General features: G+C 62.6%; 19 protein-coding genes. 5 read left to right on the top strand and 14 right to left on the bottom strand.

Going from position 1 to position 18,481, the window contains the following annotated elements; translation table 11 throughout:
- Nucleotides 1-6 precede the first annotated feature (6 nt).
- A complete protein-coding gene (locus V1283_RS41120; protein WP_334392275.1) occupies nt 7-1,011 on the bottom strand; it encodes a Bug family tripartite tricarboxylate transporter substrate binding protein in 1,005 nt (334 codons plus the stop codon).
- A 52-nt stretch (nt 1,012-1,063) separates the two neighbouring features.
- Nucleotides 1,064-2,932: a DEAD/DEAH box helicase gene (locus V1283_RS41115; protein ID WP_334392274.1), complete on the bottom strand. Its 1,869-nt coding sequence runs from the start codon at nt 2,930-2,932 to the stop codon at nt 1,064-1,066.
- 309 nt (nt 2,933-3,241) lie between these two features.
- Here V1283_RS41115 and V1283_RS41110 point away from each other — a divergent pair, with 309 nt between their 5' ends.
- On the top strand, nt 3,242-3,961 hold the full coding sequence (locus V1283_RS41110; protein ID WP_334392273.1) for a DNA-3-methyladenine glycosylase I: 720 nt from the start codon (nt 3,242-3,244) through the stop codon (nt 3,959-3,961).
- Between the two features lie 68 nt (nt 3,962-4,029).
- Here the strand turns inward: V1283_RS41110 and V1283_RS41105 are convergent, their stop codons facing one another.
- Complete coding sequence (locus V1283_RS41105; protein WP_334392272.1) at nt 4,030-5,262, bottom strand: rhodanese-like domain-containing protein; 1,233 nt, start codon at nt 5,260-5,262, stop codon at nt 4,030-4,032.
- 167 nt (nt 5,263-5,429) lie between these two features.
- Between V1283_RS41105 and V1283_RS41100 the strand changes: the two genes are divergently transcribed.
- Nucleotides 5,430-6,353: a LysR family transcriptional regulator gene (locus tag V1283_RS41100; protein ID WP_334392271.1), complete on the top strand. Its 924-nt coding sequence runs from the start codon at nt 5,430-5,432 to the stop codon at nt 6,351-6,353.
- A 132-nt stretch (nt 6,354-6,485) separates the two neighbouring features.
- Here the strand turns inward: V1283_RS41100 and V1283_RS41095 are convergent, their stop codons facing one another.
- Both V1283_RS41095 and V1283_RS41090 read right to left on the bottom strand, forming a co-directional pair.
- On the bottom strand, nt 6,486-7,085 hold the full coding sequence (locus tag V1283_RS41095; protein WP_334392270.1) for a thiamine pyrophosphate-dependent enzyme: 600 nt from the start codon (nt 7,083-7,085) through the stop codon (nt 6,486-6,488).
- Nucleotides 7,082-7,648: a thiamine pyrophosphate-binding protein gene (locus V1283_RS41090; RefSeq protein WP_334392269.1), complete on the bottom strand. Its 567-nt coding sequence runs from the start codon at nt 7,646-7,648 to the stop codon at nt 7,082-7,084. The genes V1283_RS41095 and V1283_RS41090 overlap by 4 nt, the downstream gene beginning before the upstream one ends.
- Nucleotides 7,649-8,100: 452 nt before the next feature.
- On the opposite strand from V1283_RS41090, the gene V1283_RS41085 reads away from it, so the two are divergent.
- Nucleotides 8,101-9,843 (top strand): ATP-dependent Clp protease adaptor ClpS, encoded by a 1,743-nt coding sequence (locus V1283_RS41085; protein WP_334392268.1) that lies wholly within the window; start codon nt 8,101-8,103, stop codon nt 9,841-9,843.
- A 38-nt stretch (nt 9,844-9,881) separates the two neighbouring features.
- Here the strand turns inward: V1283_RS41085 and V1283_RS41080 are convergent, their stop codons facing one another.
- A complete protein-coding gene (locus tag V1283_RS41080) occupies nt 9,882-10,166 on the bottom strand; it encodes a hypothetical protein (protein WP_334392267.1) in 285 nt (94 codons plus the stop codon).
- Between the two features lie 178 nt (nt 10,167-10,344).
- Here V1283_RS41080 and V1283_RS41075 point away from each other — a divergent pair, with 178 nt between their 5' ends.
- Complete coding sequence (locus V1283_RS41075; protein WP_334392266.1) at nt 10,345-11,310, top strand: VOC family protein; 966 nt, start codon at nt 10,345-10,347, stop codon at nt 11,308-11,310.
- Between the two features lie 177 nt (nt 11,311-11,487).
- On the opposite strand, the gene V1283_RS41070 is transcribed toward V1283_RS41075, so the two are convergent.
- From V1283_RS41070 to V1283_RS41040, 7 genes are all read right to left on the bottom strand, one after another.
- Nucleotides 11,488-11,622: a hypothetical protein gene (locus V1283_RS41070; RefSeq protein ID WP_334392265.1), complete on the bottom strand. Its 135-nt coding sequence runs from the start codon at nt 11,620-11,622 to the stop codon at nt 11,488-11,490.
- A 164-nt stretch (nt 11,623-11,786) separates the two neighbouring features.
- Nucleotides 11,787-12,026 carry a hypothetical protein gene (locus V1283_RS41065; protein WP_334392264.1) on the bottom strand — a complete coding sequence of 80 codons (240 nt, stop codon included), beginning with the start codon at nt 12,024-12,026 and terminating at the stop codon, nt 11,787-11,789.
- A gap of 33 nt (nt 12,027-12,059) precedes the next feature.
- A complete protein-coding gene (locus tag V1283_RS41060; RefSeq protein WP_334392263.1) occupies nt 12,060-12,257 on the bottom strand; it encodes a hypothetical protein in 198 nt (65 codons plus the stop codon).
- A 336-nt stretch (nt 12,258-12,593) separates the two neighbouring features.
- Nucleotides 12,594-12,836, bottom strand: coding sequence for a hypothetical protein (locus V1283_RS41055; RefSeq protein WP_334392262.1), 243 nt, complete (start codon nt 12,834-12,836; stop codon nt 12,594-12,596).
- Between the two features lie 45 nt (nt 12,837-12,881).
- Nucleotides 12,882-14,201, bottom strand: coding sequence for a glycoside hydrolase family 130 protein (locus tag V1283_RS41050; protein WP_334392261.1), 1,320 nt, complete (start codon nt 14,199-14,201; stop codon nt 12,882-12,884).
- Between the two features lie 15 nt (nt 14,202-14,216).
- Nucleotides 14,217-16,502 (bottom strand): glycosyltransferase family 4 protein, encoded by a 2,286-nt coding sequence (locus tag V1283_RS41045; protein ID WP_334392260.1) that lies wholly within the window; start codon nt 16,500-16,502, stop codon nt 14,217-14,219.
- Complete coding sequence (locus V1283_RS41040) at nt 16,499-17,434, bottom strand: class I mannose-6-phosphate isomerase (RefSeq protein WP_334392259.1); 936 nt, start codon at nt 17,432-17,434, stop codon at nt 16,499-16,501. The genes V1283_RS41045 and V1283_RS41040 overlap by 4 nt, the downstream gene beginning before the upstream one ends.
- A 468-nt stretch (nt 17,435-17,902) precedes the next feature.
- Here V1283_RS41040 and V1283_RS41035 point away from each other — a divergent pair, with 468 nt between their 5' ends.
- The gene (locus V1283_RS41035; protein WP_334392257.1) at nt 17,903-18,130 is read left to right on the top strand and encodes a hypothetical protein; all 228 of its coding nucleotides are present in this window, start codon (nt 17,903-17,905) and stop codon (nt 18,128-18,130) included.
- Nucleotides 18,131-18,196: 66 nt separating this feature from the next.
- Here V1283_RS41035 and V1283_RS41030 read toward each other — a convergent pair whose 3' ends face one another.
- Nucleotides 18,197-18,445, bottom strand: coding sequence for a type VI secretion system-associated protein TagO (locus V1283_RS41030; protein ID WP_334392256.1), 249 nt, complete (start codon nt 18,443-18,445; stop codon nt 18,197-18,199).
- Between the last annotated feature and the right edge of the window lie 36 nt (nt 18,446-18,481).

Here is an 18,481-nt window from a genome sequence, read left to right as displayed (position 1 = left end):
AATGCATCACTCGGGCTGAATACCGGCAACGCGAGTATATTCAGTCCAGCGCTCGCGCTCCGCCCGCACTTCAGCTTCACAGGCGGCAAGGTCCGTAGTATCCCAGGACAAGCCGAACTCGTCCATTCGCCTTCGTACCGCCGGCGCGGCCAAGGCCTCGTTGATCAACCCGTTCAATTGCTCGACGATATCGCGAGGCGTGGCCGACGGGACGGCCATGCCGAGGAAGCCGGTGAGTTCGAAGCCCGGAAAGGTCTCGGCGACGGCCGGCACATCCGGCGTTGTCGGCGCGCGCTTCAACCGCGTAATCGCCAGCGGACGCAGCTGACCGTTCTGCAAATATTGATTCGAGGCCGTCGTATCCATGAACAGGCAATTAATTTCACCGCCGATCAAATCCGCCACCGCATTTGCGATCGCGCGATAAGGCACACCCTGCAGCTCGACCCCGGCGAGCTTGCCGAGATACTCGGGCGGCGTGCGCGAGGAGGCATTGAAATAACCAAAGGTGAACTTGCCGGGCGCGGCCTTGGCGGCCGCGATCAAGCCGGCAAGGTCGCGCCACGGCGCCTGCGGCCGCACCATCAGGTAGCTGCCGCTGGAACGAAACACGCCGACCACGGTGAAGTCCTTGGCAGGATCGTAAGACAGATTGCGCACGAGGCTGACATTGGCGGCATGGGTGCTGGTGGTGATCAGCAGCACCGTATAGCCGTCAGGCTCCGCGATCTTCACCGCCATGGTGCCGATGATGCCGTTGGCACCGGGGCGATTGTCGATGACGACCGCCTGCCTGGTTTTCTCCTCGATCTGCTTGCCAATCAGGCGCGCCGTGATGTCGCCCGACCCTCCCGGTCCAAACGGCACGATGATCCTGATCGGCCGGGACGGATATTGGGCGGCGCTGACAAGAGAAGGCATCAGCGCCGCGCTGATAAGCGTGAGAACAGAACGGCGGTCGATCACACTGTCGCCACGTGAACCCGTGTTTCGCTTGAAGCTGGCATCCATGACGCGCCTCCGTCAGATCGGCGGCAGCGGCCTGAGATGGAGATCCCGCCGGTCAACCGCGAAACTTCTTCTTTTTCTTCTTGCCGAATGCGGGCTTTGCAGACGCTCCATGTTCATGCCGCGGCTTTCCCGCGTGCGCCGGCTCGGCTCGATCCCGCCTTTTGGTATCGTAATGCGCCTTCTTGTCAAACGCCGGCTTGTCAGGGGTCTTTGCGTTTTTGCCGTGCGACTTTGGTGTCCATTCCTTCTCGCGAACCTCCTCGCGTCGCGGCGCATCTTTCATCGCCTCGATGCGGATGCTGTCTTCCTTGTCGGGACGACGGATTCGTGCGGCGAAGCGGTCGGCGACGCGCGCGGAAATCTCGAACTCGGTGGTAGTATCGAGAATGCGGATGGCGCCGATGTCCTCCTTCTTGATACTGCCGCGGCGGCACAGCATCGGCAGCAGCCAGCGCGCTTCGGCGTTCTTCCTGCGGCCGATCGCGGCGCTGAACCAGACGCCGTCCTCCATGCGGTGACGCGGCGAGGATTTTGCAGGCTTCGATCCCTGACCGGTCTCGCGATCGGTCTTCTCCCGGGCGCGTTCCGCACGAGATTTGACACGATTCTCGCCGGGATCGACGATGTCCTCGGGCGACGGGAGCCGTGCGCGATAGAGCCGCGCCAGCGCCGCGGCAACGTCCTCCGCCGACCGTTCGGCGAGCAGGGCCTGCGCCAGCGCCAGATCCTCAGGCGTCGTCTCCTCTGAAAACAGCGCATCTTTCAGCATGCGCTCCTGATCGAGCTTGCGAATTTCATCCGGCTGGGGCGCCGTGCCCCACACCGTATCGATGCCGGCGAGATTCAGCAGCACCTCGGCGCGCCGCCTGCGTGCCGGCGGCACCAAAATGATGCTGACGCCCTTGCGGCCCGCGCGGCCGGTACGGCCGGAGCGATGCTGCATGACTTCCGGATCATTCGGAATATCGGCGTGAATGACGAGATCGAGGTTCGGCAGGTCGATGCCGCGCGCCGCCACGTCGGTCGCCACGCAGACGCGGGCGCGGCCATCCCGCAACGCCTGCAGTGCCTGGGTTCGCTCGTTCTGGGTCAGTTCGCCTGACAGCGCGACCACGGAGAAGCCGCGCTCCAGCAGTGTCGCCTGCAGATGTCGAACAGCTTCCCGCGTGTTGCAAAACACCAGTGCGCTCGGTGATTCGTAGAATCGCAGAATATTGACGACGGCGTGCTCGACATCGCCGGCGGCAATCCGGATCGCGCGGTACTCGATGTCGGCATGGCCGCCCTCGTCGCCCGCGACTTCGACGCGAAAGGCCTGTTGCTGATATTCCTTCGCCAGCGCCACGATGCCACGCGGCAACGTCGCCGAAAACAGCAGCGTGCGGCGTTCGTCCGGCGTGGCCTCAAGGATGAATTCCATGTCCTCGCGAAAACCGAGATCGAGCATCTCGTCGGCCTCGTCGAGCACGATCGCCTTCAGTTCCGAGACGTCGAGCCGGCCGCGCCGCAGATGGTCGCAGAGCCGCCCGGGCGTGCCGACCACGATGTGAGCGCCCGCGGCGAGCTCACGCTGCTCGCGGCGCGGATCCATGCCGCCGACACAGGAAACCACGCGCGCATCGGCATGCTGATAGAGCCAGGCGAGTTCGCGATGCACCTGAAGCGCCAATTCGCGCGTCGGTGCGACGATCAGCGCCAGCGGGGCGGCGGCGCGCTCGAACCGCTCGGCGCCATTAAGCAGGTTGTTTGCAAGCGCCAGGCCGTAGGCGACCGTTTTGCCCGAACCGGTTTGCGCCGAAACCAGCAGGTCGCGGCCGGCCGCGTCGTCGGCCAGCACCGCGGTCTGTACCTGCGTAAGCCGATCGAAGTTGCGTTCCGCCAAAGCTCGGGCGAGCGGCGGATGGGTGGGCAATAATGTCACGTGATGTCAGACCCTGGTTGGCTCTATCAGCCGGAAATGTTGAATACTGCCCCGAACCGAAATGGCTCGAGGCTTGCGCGTTTCACAAAGCGCAGCCGTACGGCCTGACCGATTTCATTGAGGTTGCGGGTGCTTTAGGCGAAAACCAGCCAATACGCCATCCATTCTTTGCAGGTCAGCCGATCACTTCTGCGACGGTTAACCTCTCAGGCTGCATGCAGCGACGCTAATGATCGGCTACACTGCGGTTTTGAGGCGTTTTACGCATATTTTTCACATCAGCCGTCGTTCAGGGGGGGGCCGAACACCGTGACCGCGTTCAAGACCATTCGCGCCAGGGCCGAGAAGCGCAAAGGCGGCCCCAAGGCGCTCGCCAAGCTGCTGCCGGCCAATCCCGACCCGAAGACGCTCGCCAGGCTCGGTGACGACCGGATTCTCGCCGAAATGACCAAGCGGGCATTCTCGGCGGGGTTTGCCTGGAGCGTGATCGAGAGCAAATGGCCTGGCTTCGAGAAAGCATTTCTCGGCTTCAAGCCGGGCCCGCTGTCGCTGAAGCCGGACGAGTTCTGGGACGACCTGATGAAGGACACGCGCATCGTGCGCAACGGCGCCAAGATCATGTCGGTGCGCGCCAATGCCAGCTTCGTCCGGGACATCGCCCGGGAGCACGGCAGCTTCGGCAAGTTCCTCGCGAACTGGCCCTCGTCCGACGAGGTCGGGCTGCTCGAACTCCTGTCCAAGCGCGGCAGCCGGCTCGGCGGCAATACCGGACAGATGATGCTGCGCTTCCTCGGCTGGGACGGGTTCGTCACCTCCAGGGACGTCGTGCTGTGCCTGCGCGACGCCGGGCTCGACATCGCGGAAACGGTGACTTCGAAGCGCGATCTCGCCAAGGTGCAGGCGCAGTTCAACGCATGGGCCGAGGAGACCGGGCTTTCCTACGTGCAGCTCTCGCGGATTTGTGCGTTGTCGATCGGCGAGAATTATGCGGCGGAAAAACTTGAGAGCATGATGGGCGGCGACGAATGATGGGCATCGCTTCCGCCTTCGCTCTTTGAGCTACGGCGCGACAAGTCGCTCCACCCATGCTGCGCGGCTCAGATGACGAAAAATCCGTGGCTTGCGTCGCGGCGGAGCTGTTCGACGAGGCCGTACTCCCAGTCAAGATAGGCCTGCATCGCGCTTTCCTTGATATCGGTGCCCTCATAGGGACGACGATAGCGATGTGACGGATCGGGCTTTGGAATCACAAGCGGCGGGCCGATCTCGAGCGTGCCGTCATAGCCGCCTTCGAGCACATAGGTTTCCCATCCCATCTGCGCGAGCCAGGACGCGGTCATGTCGGCGCGGACACGCAAATTGTCGGTCAGCACGATGCGCGCGCCGCGCACCGGGGCTGCCATGTCGATCTCCTGCACCAGCTGCCCGCCAGCATAATGGCGAAAGCCTGTGAGATGGCCCGCGGAGTATTCCTCTTCCGAGCGCACGTCGAAACGATACAGCGTTCGATCGGCCTGCGCCTGCAGCGCCGCCATCTCCGCAAGGCCCACGTGCCGGACGCCGGCGCGATAGGCGACATCACGCGCATTGGCGTCACCGCCCGCGATGGCGCCGATCTCGCCGCGTCTCTTCGAGCCATGTTCGAGATTCTGTTTGGCCAGCGTCCAGCCGATCGTTCCGTTGCGCAGCGCCCGCACCTTGTTGGTGACGCCGGCATTGATCAGCGATTGCGTGCCGATGATCGAGCGGGTGCGGCCGGCGCAATTGACGATAATGGTGGTTTCGGAATCCGGCGCAGCGCGGCCCGCACGCAGCACCAGCTCCGCACCGGGTACGCTGATCGAGCCCGGGATATTCATGGTCGCGTATTCGTCGAACCGGCGGACATCGAGGATTTGAATGTTGGCGCCATCAGCAATCAGGGCGCTGACTTCCTCGGCGGCCAGCGAAGGCGTGTGGCGGCGATGCTCCACCAGCTCGCCAAAGGCCTTGGCATAGGAATTGACGTCCTGGAACACTTCATAGCCCGCCGATTTCCAGCCCCGCAGCCCAACGTCAAGCTGGCGGACATTGGTGTAGTCCAAGGCGTTCAGACGATCCGCAGCCTGCGGCACGAGGCCTTCACCGTCATCGTAGAGGACGATCGGCGCGTCCTTGCGCGGCAGCCGCGCTTCGGCCTCCAACGTGATCCGGTCAGCGGCCATGTTGGCGGCAAACAGCGGATGGCCGGTGGCAAAGACGGCCTCATGCCTGACATCGAGCAGTGCGATTTCATCGCGCAACAGCAGCGCGGTGCGGATTTCGGGTGGGGTGACGGACGGCAAGGTCATGAATCGGGAATTCCAGGTGTGGATCGTACTTGCATGACTAGCAGCATCGCGCGCGGCCCGTCACGCCCGGCAGGCCATTAACTCTCATGTCATGGGAGCATTGATCTAATTGCACGGGCCTGCTCGAAACCGCATATGATGCCGCTGAATGAGCATCTAGGCATCCAATGGACCTCAAACAATTGCGCACCTTCCGCGCCGTGGCCGAGCTGGGCAGCCTCAGCAAGGCGGCGGACCGGCTGCGCGCCGCCCAGCCTGCGCTGAGCCGGCACATCAAGCTGCTCGAGCACGAGCTTCGCGTCGAGCTGTTCGTCCGCAACGGCCGCGGCATGCTGCTGACCAGCGCCGGCCGGATGCTGCTCGACCGCACCACGGGGCTCATTCGCCAGATCGAGCAGGTCAGCGACGACCTCAAATCGGCGAACGGTAATCCGTCGGGCCGCGTCATCCTCGGCCTGGTGCCGACGGTGAGCGCGGTGCTGTCCGGACGGTTCGCCCGCCGCGTCATCAACGAGTTTCCCGACGTCTCGCTGCGCATCGTGGAAAGCTATGGCGGCCATCTGGTCGAGTGGCTGCACCGCGGCGAAATGGATCTCGCGATCATCTATGGGCCGGCGGTCGATCTGCATCTTCAGGTCCAGTCGATCGGCCGCGAGGATATCGTCGCCGTCGGGCCGCCCGGCTCTGGCCTGAGCAAGCGGAAGCAGGTCGAGCTCAAATGGCTGGCGAAGCAGAAGCTGATCCTGCCGAGCATCTCGCACGGCTTGCGGGCGCTGCTGGCGAAGGCGCTGGCGCGCGAGAAATTGAAGCTCGACGCCATGATCGAGGTGGATTCCTATCGCGCCCAGATCAGCCTGATGGAGGAAGGGCTCGGCTATACGCTGTTGCCGCCGTCGGCGATCCGCACCGAGGTGGCGGCGAAACGGCTGGAGATGGCCGCCGTCAGTCCCTCGGTGTCGCGCGAACTGATCCTGGCCTCGCCGATCGCCCATCCGCCGTCGATCGCGACGACGACGATTGCGACGCTGATCGTGTCCGAGATTCAGCAGCTCTCGAAGGAAGGTCTGTGGAAGATCAACATGACGGCGTAGCGCCATCTTGCTCACTGTTCGTCATGGCCGGGCTTGACCCGGCCATCCACGTCTTTCTCGCATAATGGCGGCCAAGGACGTGGATGCCCGGGACGACCCCGGGCATGACGGCATTGGTCGCAGCGCCATCCCTCAATTAAACAGCGCCTCGTCGCCTAGCACCGATTGCCGGAAGCGCGTCGTCAGGATGACGCCGTCGGCCGGCGGCATTACGAAGACCAGCGCCTCGGGATTGATCTTGATCTGGGCGAATGCCGTTCCCCGTCCCTCGTGTGCGAGGTCGCGCAGCTCGGTGACTTCCGCCATCGTGCGGACGATGCGCGAAGTGCGGATGCCGCAGGCGGTGGCGATGGCGGCGAGATCGACGCCGGAGGCGGTCGGGGTTTTCTGCATGCCGGTCTCGCCAAAACGCTCATTGTCGAGGACGGCGATCGTCAGATTCTTCGGCGCTTCCACCGCGATTGACGCGAGCGAGCCGATATTCATCAGCATCTCGCCGTCGCCGGTGACGACGAGCACTTTTCGCTTCGGCTGCGCCAGCGCCAGTCCGAGCCCGATCATCGAGGCGCCGCCCATGGCGCCCCAGAGCGGGAAATTGTTGGGATGATCGCCGGCGGCGGAGACGTCCCAGTTCGGCGCGCCGAGGCCGGCGATGACGAGGAGGTCGGCGCGGTCACGCAGGAGCTCGTTGACGACGTCCCGGCGATGTAGAAGGGCGTTGGGATTGGTCATTTGCGGGCAAGCTCCTTGAAATTCTTGGCGCCGAGCACGCGCTGTCCGAGCAGGACCGCTACCGGCTTCCAGGTGTTGAAGGCAAGATTCGCCGCGCCCTGCACGGCGGAAGCGACCAGATCGGGCTCGTCCACCTTGTTCACGATCACGCCCATGGCCTCCAGCGAGGGCCGCGTGCCCTGCCCCATCGGGATCTGCCACGGATTGAACTCGCCCCAATCGCCGCGCATGGTGACGATCATCAACAGCGGCATGTGGCAGATGACGGGCAGCGACAACATGTTGATGCAGTTGCCGACACCGCTCGACTGCAGCAGCAGAACGCCGCGCTCGCCGCCGAGCCATGCGCCCGCCAGCATCGCCACGCCCTCTTCTTCCGTCGTCAGCGTCACGACGCGGGTTTCGGGATCGGCCTCGAAGGATCGGATCAGGCGGCTGTGGCCGGCATCCGGCACCATCGCGACCTGGCGAATGCCGGCGTCCTTGAGGACGTGGTAGATTTCGTCCGGCCACGTCGGCAACGCGGCCGGCGCCTCGCCACGTGATTTTGCTGCTTCCGCCATCGGACTCAATTTCCTCTGCCACTTCAGGGTTGATTTGTACGGAGAATAGATCGTGGCGGGGGTTCGAGGAATTTGAATGTGGACATGGCTTCTATCGCAAAATTGAAAGGCTGATGTGGGGTTGCAAGTTCTGGGCAGCATCTCAGTCGTAGGCGGGGCAAAGGCGCACTGGCGCCGTGCCCACCATCTCTCGCGTAGCGTCTTCCTGAATGGCGGGCACGGCACGAGCGGACTATTTCCGCGAGAGAAACTGACACCGCGACGCGCGAAGCGAGTGATTTGCCGACTGGCAATCACATCCGGAATCCTGCTGCATCCGTGCGGCATCAGGCTCGGTTAATCCCCACCTTACAGGATTTACTCTTGACAACCTCTGCGGGTTATTGAAGATTGTTCCCGATTTGTTCTTGTGCATCACACAAGCTGTTTCAGTTCACTTCCGGAGTTTTTCAATGGATCGCCTTCAGCCTGGTTACGTTCAGCTCGTTCTTCATAATGACGAGAACACCCCGCAGGATTTTGTGATCGGTCTGCTACGCTCGGTATTCAGCCAACCGTCCAGCGACGCCATTGAAGTGATGATCGCCATCGAAAGGAGGGGGACGGCGGTTTGCGGCACGTATCCGCGCACTGTCGCGGAGGCGCTGTTGCAGGCTGCACAGGAGCGGATCCGGGCATCGGGCCATCAACTGGCGATCACGGCCCGCGCCGGCGATGACATGGGGAGTGATCGCTGCAAGCTGTGCGGCAATTTTTCCGAAGACCCGCTCCGTTGGGTCGGCAAGGCGGCACTGGTCTGCGAGGACTGCCTTCTGGCGGCCGCAGAAAACCTCGGTGCCATCACGGAAACAAAGCGGTTCGACTTTGCCTGCACGGCCATTGGATGGCATTTCGCCGGCGTCCCTCTCGATCGACTGGTCGCGACGTCGCGGCAGTTTCCCGGGCATATGCGCGCCGACGTTCAGGTGGCGGTGGACAAGTTGTTCTCCATCCAGCGCATCAGGTTCTTCGGCATTCAGGAGCGCCACCGCTACGAGACCCTCACCTTCGCCTCGCTGACGAGTGCTGGACAGGCCGCTCATGCCATCGCGCCAGCGCAATACCATGATGTGGAGATTGGCGAAGCCGAGCCGGTCAAATGCCTCGACAATGGACTATGGCTGTGTGGCGCCGAAGACCTGCGATATGCGGTCTTGCTCTCTGCTCATCGCGAACATGGTGAAGAAACGGGTGTTCGCATTGAAATCGCGGCGTCTGCCGGAGCGGCGGGAGCGGAGTTCGTGAGGCGCTGCTTCATCGCTATCGAGGACGCGGTCAACGCCGCGAATAGCTACCGGGGTAAGATCCTGTCGTTCGACGGGGGCGCGAATTATCGCGGAAGGTCGCGAGGCCTTATGGTCCACAAGCTGCCGCCCGTTGAACGCGCCAACGTGATCTTGCCCGACGCAACACTGAAGCTGCTCGACCGCAACATCCTGAACTTTGTGCAGCATCGCACAAAACTGCGCCAGCTCGGTCAATCGACCCGCAAGGGAATCCTGCTGTACGGACCGCCCGGCACCGGGAAGACCCATACCATTCGCTACCTCGCCAGCAACCTGCCCGGCCACACGACGTTGATCATCATGGCCGCGCAGGTTGAGTTGCTCGGAGCCTACATGAACCTCGCTCGCCTGTTGCAGCCGGCCATGGTGATCATCGAGGATGTCGATCTCATCGCAACCGATCGCGAGATGATGGGGCCATGCGAAGAATCGATGCTCAACAATCTTCTCAACGAGATGGACGGTTTGAAAGAGGATGCGGACATTCTGTTTGTCCTAACTACCAACCGGCCCGAACAGCTCGAGGGCGCGCTGGCCAACCGACCTGGCCGGGTCGATCAGGCGATTGAAATTCCGCTGCCGGATGACACCGGCCGAAGGAAGCTGGTTCAGCTCTACGGCAAGGGGCTGCGGCTCGACGAAACCCTGATCGACGAAGCCGTCCGGCGGACCAGAGGCGTCAGCGCCGCCTTCATCAAGGAGTTGATGCGGCGAACCGCGCAAGCCGGCATTGGCCGGGATGGCGGTACGGCAATCAAGTCAGCCGATCTCGGCGAAGCGCTCGATGACATGCTGTTCGCGAGCGGCAAGCTCAATATCAAGCTGCTCGGAGGTGCGCGCGAAACGGCGCAGGCGACAGCCGAGGTGTGACAGTTACCACCCGCGAGATTGGCGGATCGAAGGAACATTTACTTCGGCTTGGAATCCGGCGGGCAGTTCGGGTCGACCTTCAATGGCTTGCCGCCGCTCTGCACTGTGGGCGCAGCCGAGTTGGATCCGCCGGCATCTGGCAACACGGCGCTCTTCTCAGCGGCCATTGAGTTTGCGGTCTTTTCCTCGCCGCTTCCGGTCGTTGCCGCCGGCGAGGTGGTGCAGGCCGTTTCCGGCTTCGCAGCCGATGTCCCGGTAGACTGGGCGGTAGCGGCGCTCACGCTCAATAGTCCAACGACAATCACTGCCGCGACGCGCGTCATTGTGATCTCCAATCGTTGAAATGGCTTGCCTGGAGCAAACGTCCCGTCGCAACGATGGTTCCGGGACTGATATCGCGACATTTGCGACAACCGGCGGACAGGCCGTATGTTGGGCGATGGCAGCGATCAGATCGGCGCAGGATTTGCTTCGCTCAACCGGTCGTCAAAGGGAGCCTTCATGACCATCGACCTGACGCGGCGTACGCTGCTTCACCTCGCCGGCGCCTCGTCGCTGACCGCGGCCGCCATGGCGGCAGCGCAAGCCGAGGGGACCGCGGGCGGCGGCGGGCCGACCTTCGCCAGCCGGACGCCGATGCGGATCGGCATGGTGAACTTGCGGGTGCGCGACCTCGACAAGGTCGCCGATTACTATCGCGACGCGATTGGCCTGACCGTCATGACGCGCTCGATAATGGGCGCGCTCCTCGGCACGGGTGGCGTGGCGCTGCTCCATCTGCAGCGGCGCGAGAGCGCACCGCGCGAGGCGCGGAACGCGGCGGGACTTTATCACACGGCGTTCCTGATGCCGACGCGCAAGGACCTCGCGCGCTGGCTGGTGCACGCGGCGAAAAACAGGATCCCGCTGTCCGGCTTCGCCGACCACCTCGTCAGCGAGTCCGTCTATCTCGACGACCCCGAAGGCAACGGCATCGAGGTCTATGCCGATCGCGCGCCCGAGCTCTGGAAATGGGAAGCCGGCTCGGTCGCAATGGCAACCGACCAGCTCGACATCGACGGCCTGCTGGCGCTGGCGGACACGCACACGACCAACTATGCCAAGGCCCCCGATGACCTGCGCATCGGCCACATGCACCTGCGCGTCGGCGACCTCGAACAGGCCGACCGCTTCTACAGCGGCACCATTGGTCTCGACCCGACCCGCAAGCGCAGCGGCGCCGCGTTCCTTTCCTCCGGGCGTTATCACCATCACCTCGCGATCAACGTCTGGCAGAGCGCCGGCGCCGGCCCGCGCGATGCCACAGCCACCGGGCTCGCGTGGTTTTCGCTGGAGGTCGCGGCGCAGCAAATTCTCGAGGCCCAAACGCTGCGTCTACGGCAGGCGGGCGCGCCGGCTGCGGCGATCGAGAACGGCATCGAGACTGTCGATCCCTGGGGCACGAAGCTGCGGCTGATCAAGATCTGATGCCGGCAGGCATGGTCTGGTCACCCACGCCGCTCACCACGATCCGAATCCACGCCGAGAGGATGGGTTCCATGGCCGATGCGCGGGGACGGCAGCCGGCCAACACGCCGCCATCGGCTGAGTATGCGGCCGAAGGTTCGGAAATGAGGACCCGCCCCAACCAAGGGGTATCCGTCATTACTTCTTTTTGCCGGAACTCAAGGTCGGCTGCCAGCCCGCACCCTTCTGGCTTGGTGCCGCGGCAATCACCTTGATCTTCTCTTTCTTGGGTTTCTTGGTTTCCCGATTGCCTCTTTGCTCGCCTTTGGCCATGTCGATCTCCCTGGGTTGATGGTGACGCCGGAACTTAATGCTGCTGGCTGATATCGTCGTCGACTAGGGCCTTTTCCGTTTAGATGGAATCGAAACGGGGCTCTAGATTCTTATTTGACGCGTTTTCTTGACGCGAACCGGTGTCCACTTCGCTCGAAAACGCTCTAGAAGCGAGGCGCGTCCAGATCATATCTGACCTTCAACCTCCTGATCAGATCGAGCGTCTTGGTGCGATAGAAATTTTCGGCCTCCGACATGGGCCGACTGATGCTCGCGCTCCATCCGTAAGCATCGTCGAAAACGAACATCGTCATCCCCGAAGGCCAGGGACCATGGAGGATCCTTGCCTGCTCGACAATCATATCCTGGAGCTCATCGGCGGTCTTGAAGGCCCTGACGCTCATGGCTCGCCTCCCGGACCTCTTGTGGACGCTCCGCTATCCTTCAAGCTGATCAAACTCATCAGACAAGAGGATCCGGCCCCGGGGCGTGGATATCCTCACGTCCAAATAGCCTTCCTGCAAAAGCTCCTTTGCCTTCTTGACGGCCGCTCCCGCCGCCATGCGGCTAAGGTTGACCCGGCCAAATTGATTGTTGCCGCTAATCAGGTAATGCAGTTCGATCGTCCTATCCATGTAGGAATGCCACGGCCGACACCAACAATGGATGGAACTGCAGGACGGTCCGGTCGGCAGCCAAGCAAACCTGGGACAACAAGAACTCCGTTCGTCCGGGCGTGAGCATCCTCAGCCCTCAGTCACCGATAGACGCCGTGGGAAACGCGGTGCTGATCGACCCTAGGCTCGCGTCTCGGGAATAGCGAGCGCTAAAACGCCTCGGAGACGATCGCGACGCCCTTTCCTCAATCGCGGCTGTGGAAGGATAGCTGACGCAATCGTGTCGCTTCCAGCTCGAAGCAGATCGACGTGGTCCGAAAGCAGGCCGACCCCGCGGAAGTTGCAGGGCCCGTCTCAATCGAAGGCCGATGGCAGCTCTCCCTTGCGGAAGATGACCGTTGGCTCGTCGTCATAGTCGCCCATCTCGGGATCGCCGGTGGATGAGAAGGCAACAACCCCCACCTTGCTCAAGGCCAGCCGCTCTGCCGTGCGAAGCGCGCCCGTTGCCGTTTTGCAGGCGATCGGCGCGCCCGCTTTCAGGTTTCCTCCACGGCCGGCATCGAAGGCCTGAACGAAGTAGCTTGTTTCGCGAGCCATGGAGCTCTCCTTGCGGGATGCGGGTCACACCGCGCGATTTCCAATTCAGGACATCGATCGCATCAACGCGGAAATCTGGATCGTTGCAAAGTTGGAGTAAGTATCCGATACGGCATAGGGCAAAATGAGCTGATCATTGTGCGTCATTGCCCCGCAGGTATAGACCACATTGGGAACATAGCCTTCGCGTTCGGATGGTTCGGGTCGCAATAACGGTTCGCTCGAACGCGCCAGCACCCTGGAGGGATCGCGTTTGTCGAGCAGCGCTGCGCCGATCGAATATTTTCGAACCGGGCCGACACCGTGCGTCAACATCAGCCAGCCTTCCTCCAGTTCGACCGGTGATCCGCAGTTGCCGATCTGCACGAACTCCCAGGGGAATTGCGGCTTCAGGATCGCCTGACCGCCTTCCCATCTGTAGAGATCGTCCGAATAGACCAAATAGAGATTCTCGTTGTCCTGCCGCGCAATCATGGCGTACCTGCCGTCGATTTTGCGGGGGAACAGCGCCATACCCTTGTTGCGCGCGGCTGCGCCTTGCAGCGGCGCCATCCGAAATGAGAGGAAGTCGGTGGTCTCGATCAGCTCTGATCGGATCGCAGTGCCCTTGTAGGCGGTATAGGTTGCGTAATAGGTCGTCCGGTCGCCATCGCTGAATTGGACGAAGCGCGCATCTTCGATGCCGTTCGATTGCGACTCCGTCACCGGAAAGATCACGCGTTCGCTGATGTCCGGCGCCGGCTCGAAAACGATTTCGACTTCGTCGCCGATCGGTCCGGCCCCCCGATGCGCGATCCGGGGACTCGTAGCGAGCCGGGCCGTCGGATCGACTGTAATGGTGCTATCCGCCGCGATGACGCCGGCGCGAAACGTCAGCGACGATACGTGCCCCTCACCGACGGCTCGCAGGCTCAGAATGAAGCGCAGGTTGCCATTCGGAATTCCCGACTGATCAGGGTGCGGCACGATACTTGGATTGAACAGTGCCGACGCTTCGAAGGAATATTCGTGCAGGAAGTAGGCGCCGATCAGCTGGCGCTGTATTTCGGAAAACGTGCAGTGCGCGAGCAGCGCCTCCTCCATTTCGTCGGCCCGGCGCTCAAACGTCTCCAGCAGGTTGCGGTGCCGGCCCTGGAAATTCTCCAGCACATCGGCCAGCTGGCCGGCCGCGGCCTGCGGATCGAGATTGAGCACGCGCTCGACAATATGGTTGGCACGGGTCTTGTCGGTCGGGTTGAGATCGCGCGGTTCGGTCGCCGGCTTGAACGGACGCACGATCACGCGCGCGGGATCAGGCCGCAGATGGAGCGCGCGCCGATTGACAAAAGTGGCTTGCAACGAGGTGCCCTCTGTTCGCGTTTGCATGGGTGGACGCTTAACTCAAGAAACGATGGCGCGAAGCGCCACGGGATTCGCCGGATTGATATTGGCGCGCGCAAGCTGGCGCATCTCGGCCAGCGCCAGCAGATAGGATACAACCGACTCGCCGCCGCGATTTTCATTGGCACGATCGGGATGCAGTCCATCGCGGCAACTGCCGGTCTCGGGATCGACGAGTGGAACCGACAGGTCGTTGCCGCCGAAGAACCAGAAGAAAACCCCGGCCGCGATGGTCTTCCATTCGGCATCGCCGTCCGCGCGCCACGCGGTCAGGCACGCCGCAATCGTGGCGGTGGCTTCCACCGGCTGCTGATCGAAGGTCCCGGGAGGCTTTCGAACTTCGCCGAAGCTCGTCGTACCCACCGGGCGGAAATGCCCGGTCGACGTCGTTTGCAGCGTCATCAACCAACGCAGGCTTCTCAAGCCGGCATCGACATAGGCGGACGTTTGCGTTGCGAGGCCTGCCGCAATCAGGGCCTGCGGCAGGCGCGCATTGTCATACGCCAGGCCTTCCTCGAACCACACCCAGTCCGGCGTCTCGACCAAGGCAAGCGCGGCCACCAGCGTGTCGGCAAGAGAATGCCTGATCTCACGGGCGCGCTGATCATCCGGAGCTGCGGCGCAATAGGCGTCCAGACCGAGAAGCGTGAAGGCCATTGCGCGAGGCGAGCGAAAGGCCGCGGCGGTCGACAGGGCTTCGGCAAACAAGGCCGTCGCCCATTGACGCCGTGACCGGCTGGCATCCTTCCGCGCGCATTCACCCAGGGCCCACAGGGTTCGCCCGTGACTGTCCTCGGAGCCTTCATCTTCGAGCCAGGTCCGGTTGAAACCCATGAAGTTGCGAAAGCGCCTGGTATCGGGATTCCACGCATGCTGCACAAAGGCGGCAAAGTGGCCCGTCTGGCTTTCCGAAAGCGGGTGCTCGCCCGGTTCATTGAGCGCACAAGCCAACAGCAACGCGCGGGCGTTATCGTCCACGCAGTAACCGTGCGCGCGATCCGGCACCGAATGCACGGCATGCTGGAACAGGCCGGTATCGTCGCACATCGACAGGAAATGGCCCAATTGCATGTCGGGCACCGCGGGGCCATGCGGCGCGATCGCGTCCGGCGCGGCACGCGCGATCACCTTCAGCCGGTGGCCGTGCCGTGCATTTTCGAAGGCGGTCATGTAACGCTCGGCCGTGCGCTCCCATGTCATCGACCGGCTGGCCGCGTAGGCGCGCTCGCGCATCGCCTGCCGGCGAGGACTGTCGGTAAGCAATCCTGCTATTTCGTTGCCGGTCTCCATCGCGTCGCCAAAGGAAACGAGAACGCCGCGGCCGTCGGCCAGCAGCTCGCGCGCGTGCCAGTAAGGCGTTGAGACCACCGGCTTGCCGAGGCCGAAGCTGTAGGCCAGCGTGCCCGACGTCATCTGCGCTTCGTTGAGGTAGGGCGTAACATAGACGTCGCACATTGAAATGAATTCGAGCAGCGTGGCGTGATCCACGAACTGGTCGAGGAATACGACGTGATCCTCGACGCCAAGTTTGCGCACGCGTGCCATCAGGCTGCCGCGATAGGCTTCGCCCTGGTCACGAACCAGATTGGGATGCGTCGCACCGAGCACCACATAGACCGCGTCCGGCCGCCTTTGCAGGATCGAGGGCATGGCGTCGATCATGACCTCGATGCCCTTGCTGGGGGACAGCAGGCCGAACGTCAGAATGACCGACCGGCTGCTGAATCCGAGTTTGGCCTTTGCCGCGTCCGGCGCTACAAACGGAAAGTCGGGGATGCCATGGGCTATGACCTCGATCTTGTCGTCCGGCACGCGATAGACGTTGCGCAGCAGTTCACGGCCCTTGCTGGCCATCACAACGACCTTCGAGGACATCTCGACGATGCGCTCCATCACCGCGCGCTGAGCCGCTGACGGCGCGGCCAGCACCGTGTGCAGCGTGGTGACGACCGGCATGGTCAGGCGCGACAGCAGCTCAAGGATGTGAGCTCCGGCTTCGCCGCCGAAAATTCCGAATTCATGCTGCAGACAGACGATGTCGAACCGGCCGGCGTTGAGAAACGCCGCGGCGCTGACATATTCCTCGATGCTGCCGTCCTTGATCTGCAATGCGACCGAAACGGGATAGTCATAAGTCTGATCGTGGTCGGTCATCGCCACGATGCAGCTTTGCAGGTTTGGCCGTGAATTCGAGATCGCGCGTTGCAGGTCGGTCGAAAATGTTGCGATACCGCAGCGGCGAGGCAACGAATTGCCGATCACCGCGATCTTGCGGAGCGGCGTCATGTACGCGCCTCGGCCAGGCCGGCGAGTTCCGCCAGGTCGGCAGCAACGGCCTGAACAGGTCTGGTCGATCGCCCGGAAAGCCTGTGCAACAGAGAGTCGATCGGAGCGCTTGCGGGATACGCGACCAGGGCGGTCAATCCGTTGGCACCGACTTCGATGCTGGCACGACCGCCGCTGACGAAGATCGCCTGCCCGATGGATAGCGCGGCCAATCCGACCGCCGCATGGCCGTCGAGCGCGAGAACCCAGGTTTCCGAATCGGCGAGCAGCGCCCAGCTTGAACCCTCAGGCAGTTCGAGCCGCTCGAGCACGAAATGCGGGCTCACAACCAGAACCGTCCGCTCAAGAGTGAGGCTGACGGGATTACGTGGCGGCCGAAGCGGCCAAGTGTGGGCAACTGCTACGCCATTGTCGATGTGCAGTTCACGGTCTCGGCCGTAGTCGAACAGGCGGAATGTGGTGTCGCTGCGCTGCTGAATCTCGGCGAGCACGATACCGGCGCCGAGCGCGTGGATGGTGCCGGCCGGAATGAAGACGACATCGCCTTTCGCAACCGGACGCCATTGAACCAGATCAACGATCGAGCCATTCGCGATCGCCGCGTGCAATTCCTGTGGTGTGATCCGTCGGCTCAGGCCGACGCCGATCTGCGCGCCCGGCTCCGCCGAAATGATGTACCATGCTTCGCTCTTGCCGTTCGGCATCCCCATCGCGCGCGCAAACGTATCGTCCGGATGAACCTGGATCGACAACGGCGCGCTGGTAAACAACAGCTTAAGGAGCAGCGCGGGAATCGGAGCATTCTTGTCGGCGCGCTCGAACCAGAGCTCTCCCACCGCGTCCCCGGTACCGTCGATGCAGCTCCATGGCTGGAGATCGCTGACGCCCCAGGGCTTGTGCATGGCCCGCACGGACGCGTGTTCGATGGACATAGCGTCTCCTGACCCGTAACGCGCACGCCAAAGCGACATGCCGTTGGTCGATATCGTCTGCAGGATTGTGTGGCTAAGCGTTGCGTCTGCCGGACTCGCCTTGTTGCGAGACCGGGTACGCTGATCGTCATATGGATACTGCCGTACCCAATAGCAACCATCACATCACTATCGCGATCGGGTAAGGTGCGGCACAAACGCTGACCCTTGCCTTCGCTTTTGGGGATTTCCCTCGACATCATGACGAAAAGAGCGTCTGCTGCACGGATCACCGCCCCTCAATCTGCGAGAGTGGCTGGTACCTCCAATACTGGTGCCGGGCGTTCTCGGTCTCCTGGTCGCTGTAACAGTCATTTTCCAGCGGCAACTCCGCAGTGACGGAGATGCGGATCACGACGCGCCAGCCGTGGTTTTGTACCCAGCTTCCACGCAGATCCAATAATCGCGGTGAACGCGAAAGGAATCACGATGAAAAAACCCCTGCTTTCAATCGAAGAGCCGGAGCCGAAGAAGGCGGTGCGGGCCGACAGGCCTCCCACCGAAGGGTTCGCGACGATTGTCGACGGCCATTTCAAGTCGGAGTTTGACACGGCCGAGGCTGCTGAAGTCTCCGGCCGAAAGCTGAAGACCGCTTATCCGATGCTTCAGGTCCAGATCTACGATGCCGTCTTGAAGGTGCGCACCTTGGTGAGCTAGCAAGACTGGCTGTCGCGCCGTTGCCGTACGAGCGAAGAACAGCGCTTGCCAGCCGGGTGTCCCATGTCAGCAACCGCGGCAGATATTCTTCAGCTTGGCGCTGGTCCTGGCTTCTTCCGCGCTGAACGGATCTTTGTAGGCGGCTCGCGACGGGTCTCTTTCGGAGACTGCCGACTTTTCCATTTTCGGAGGGTACACGGCGTCGTAGCACGACAGCCGCGCATTGGCGTTTTCGATCACGCGACACTCAGGCGCTGCGGCAAGAGCGCCCGTCGCAGACGCGCACAGTGCCAGCACGGCGAGAGTCGTTTTCATCCGAGTTCCTTCCCGATTGATGCAGTTCCAAGTTAA

This window comes from Bradyrhizobium sp. AZCC 2262 (genome assembly GCF_036924535.1).
Lineage (GTDB): Bacteria > Pseudomonadota > Alphaproteobacteria > Rhizobiales > Xanthobacteraceae > Bradyrhizobium.
Note: the sequence above shows the minus strand (reverse complement) of the source record. Positions and strands in the feature narration are given on the sequence as shown.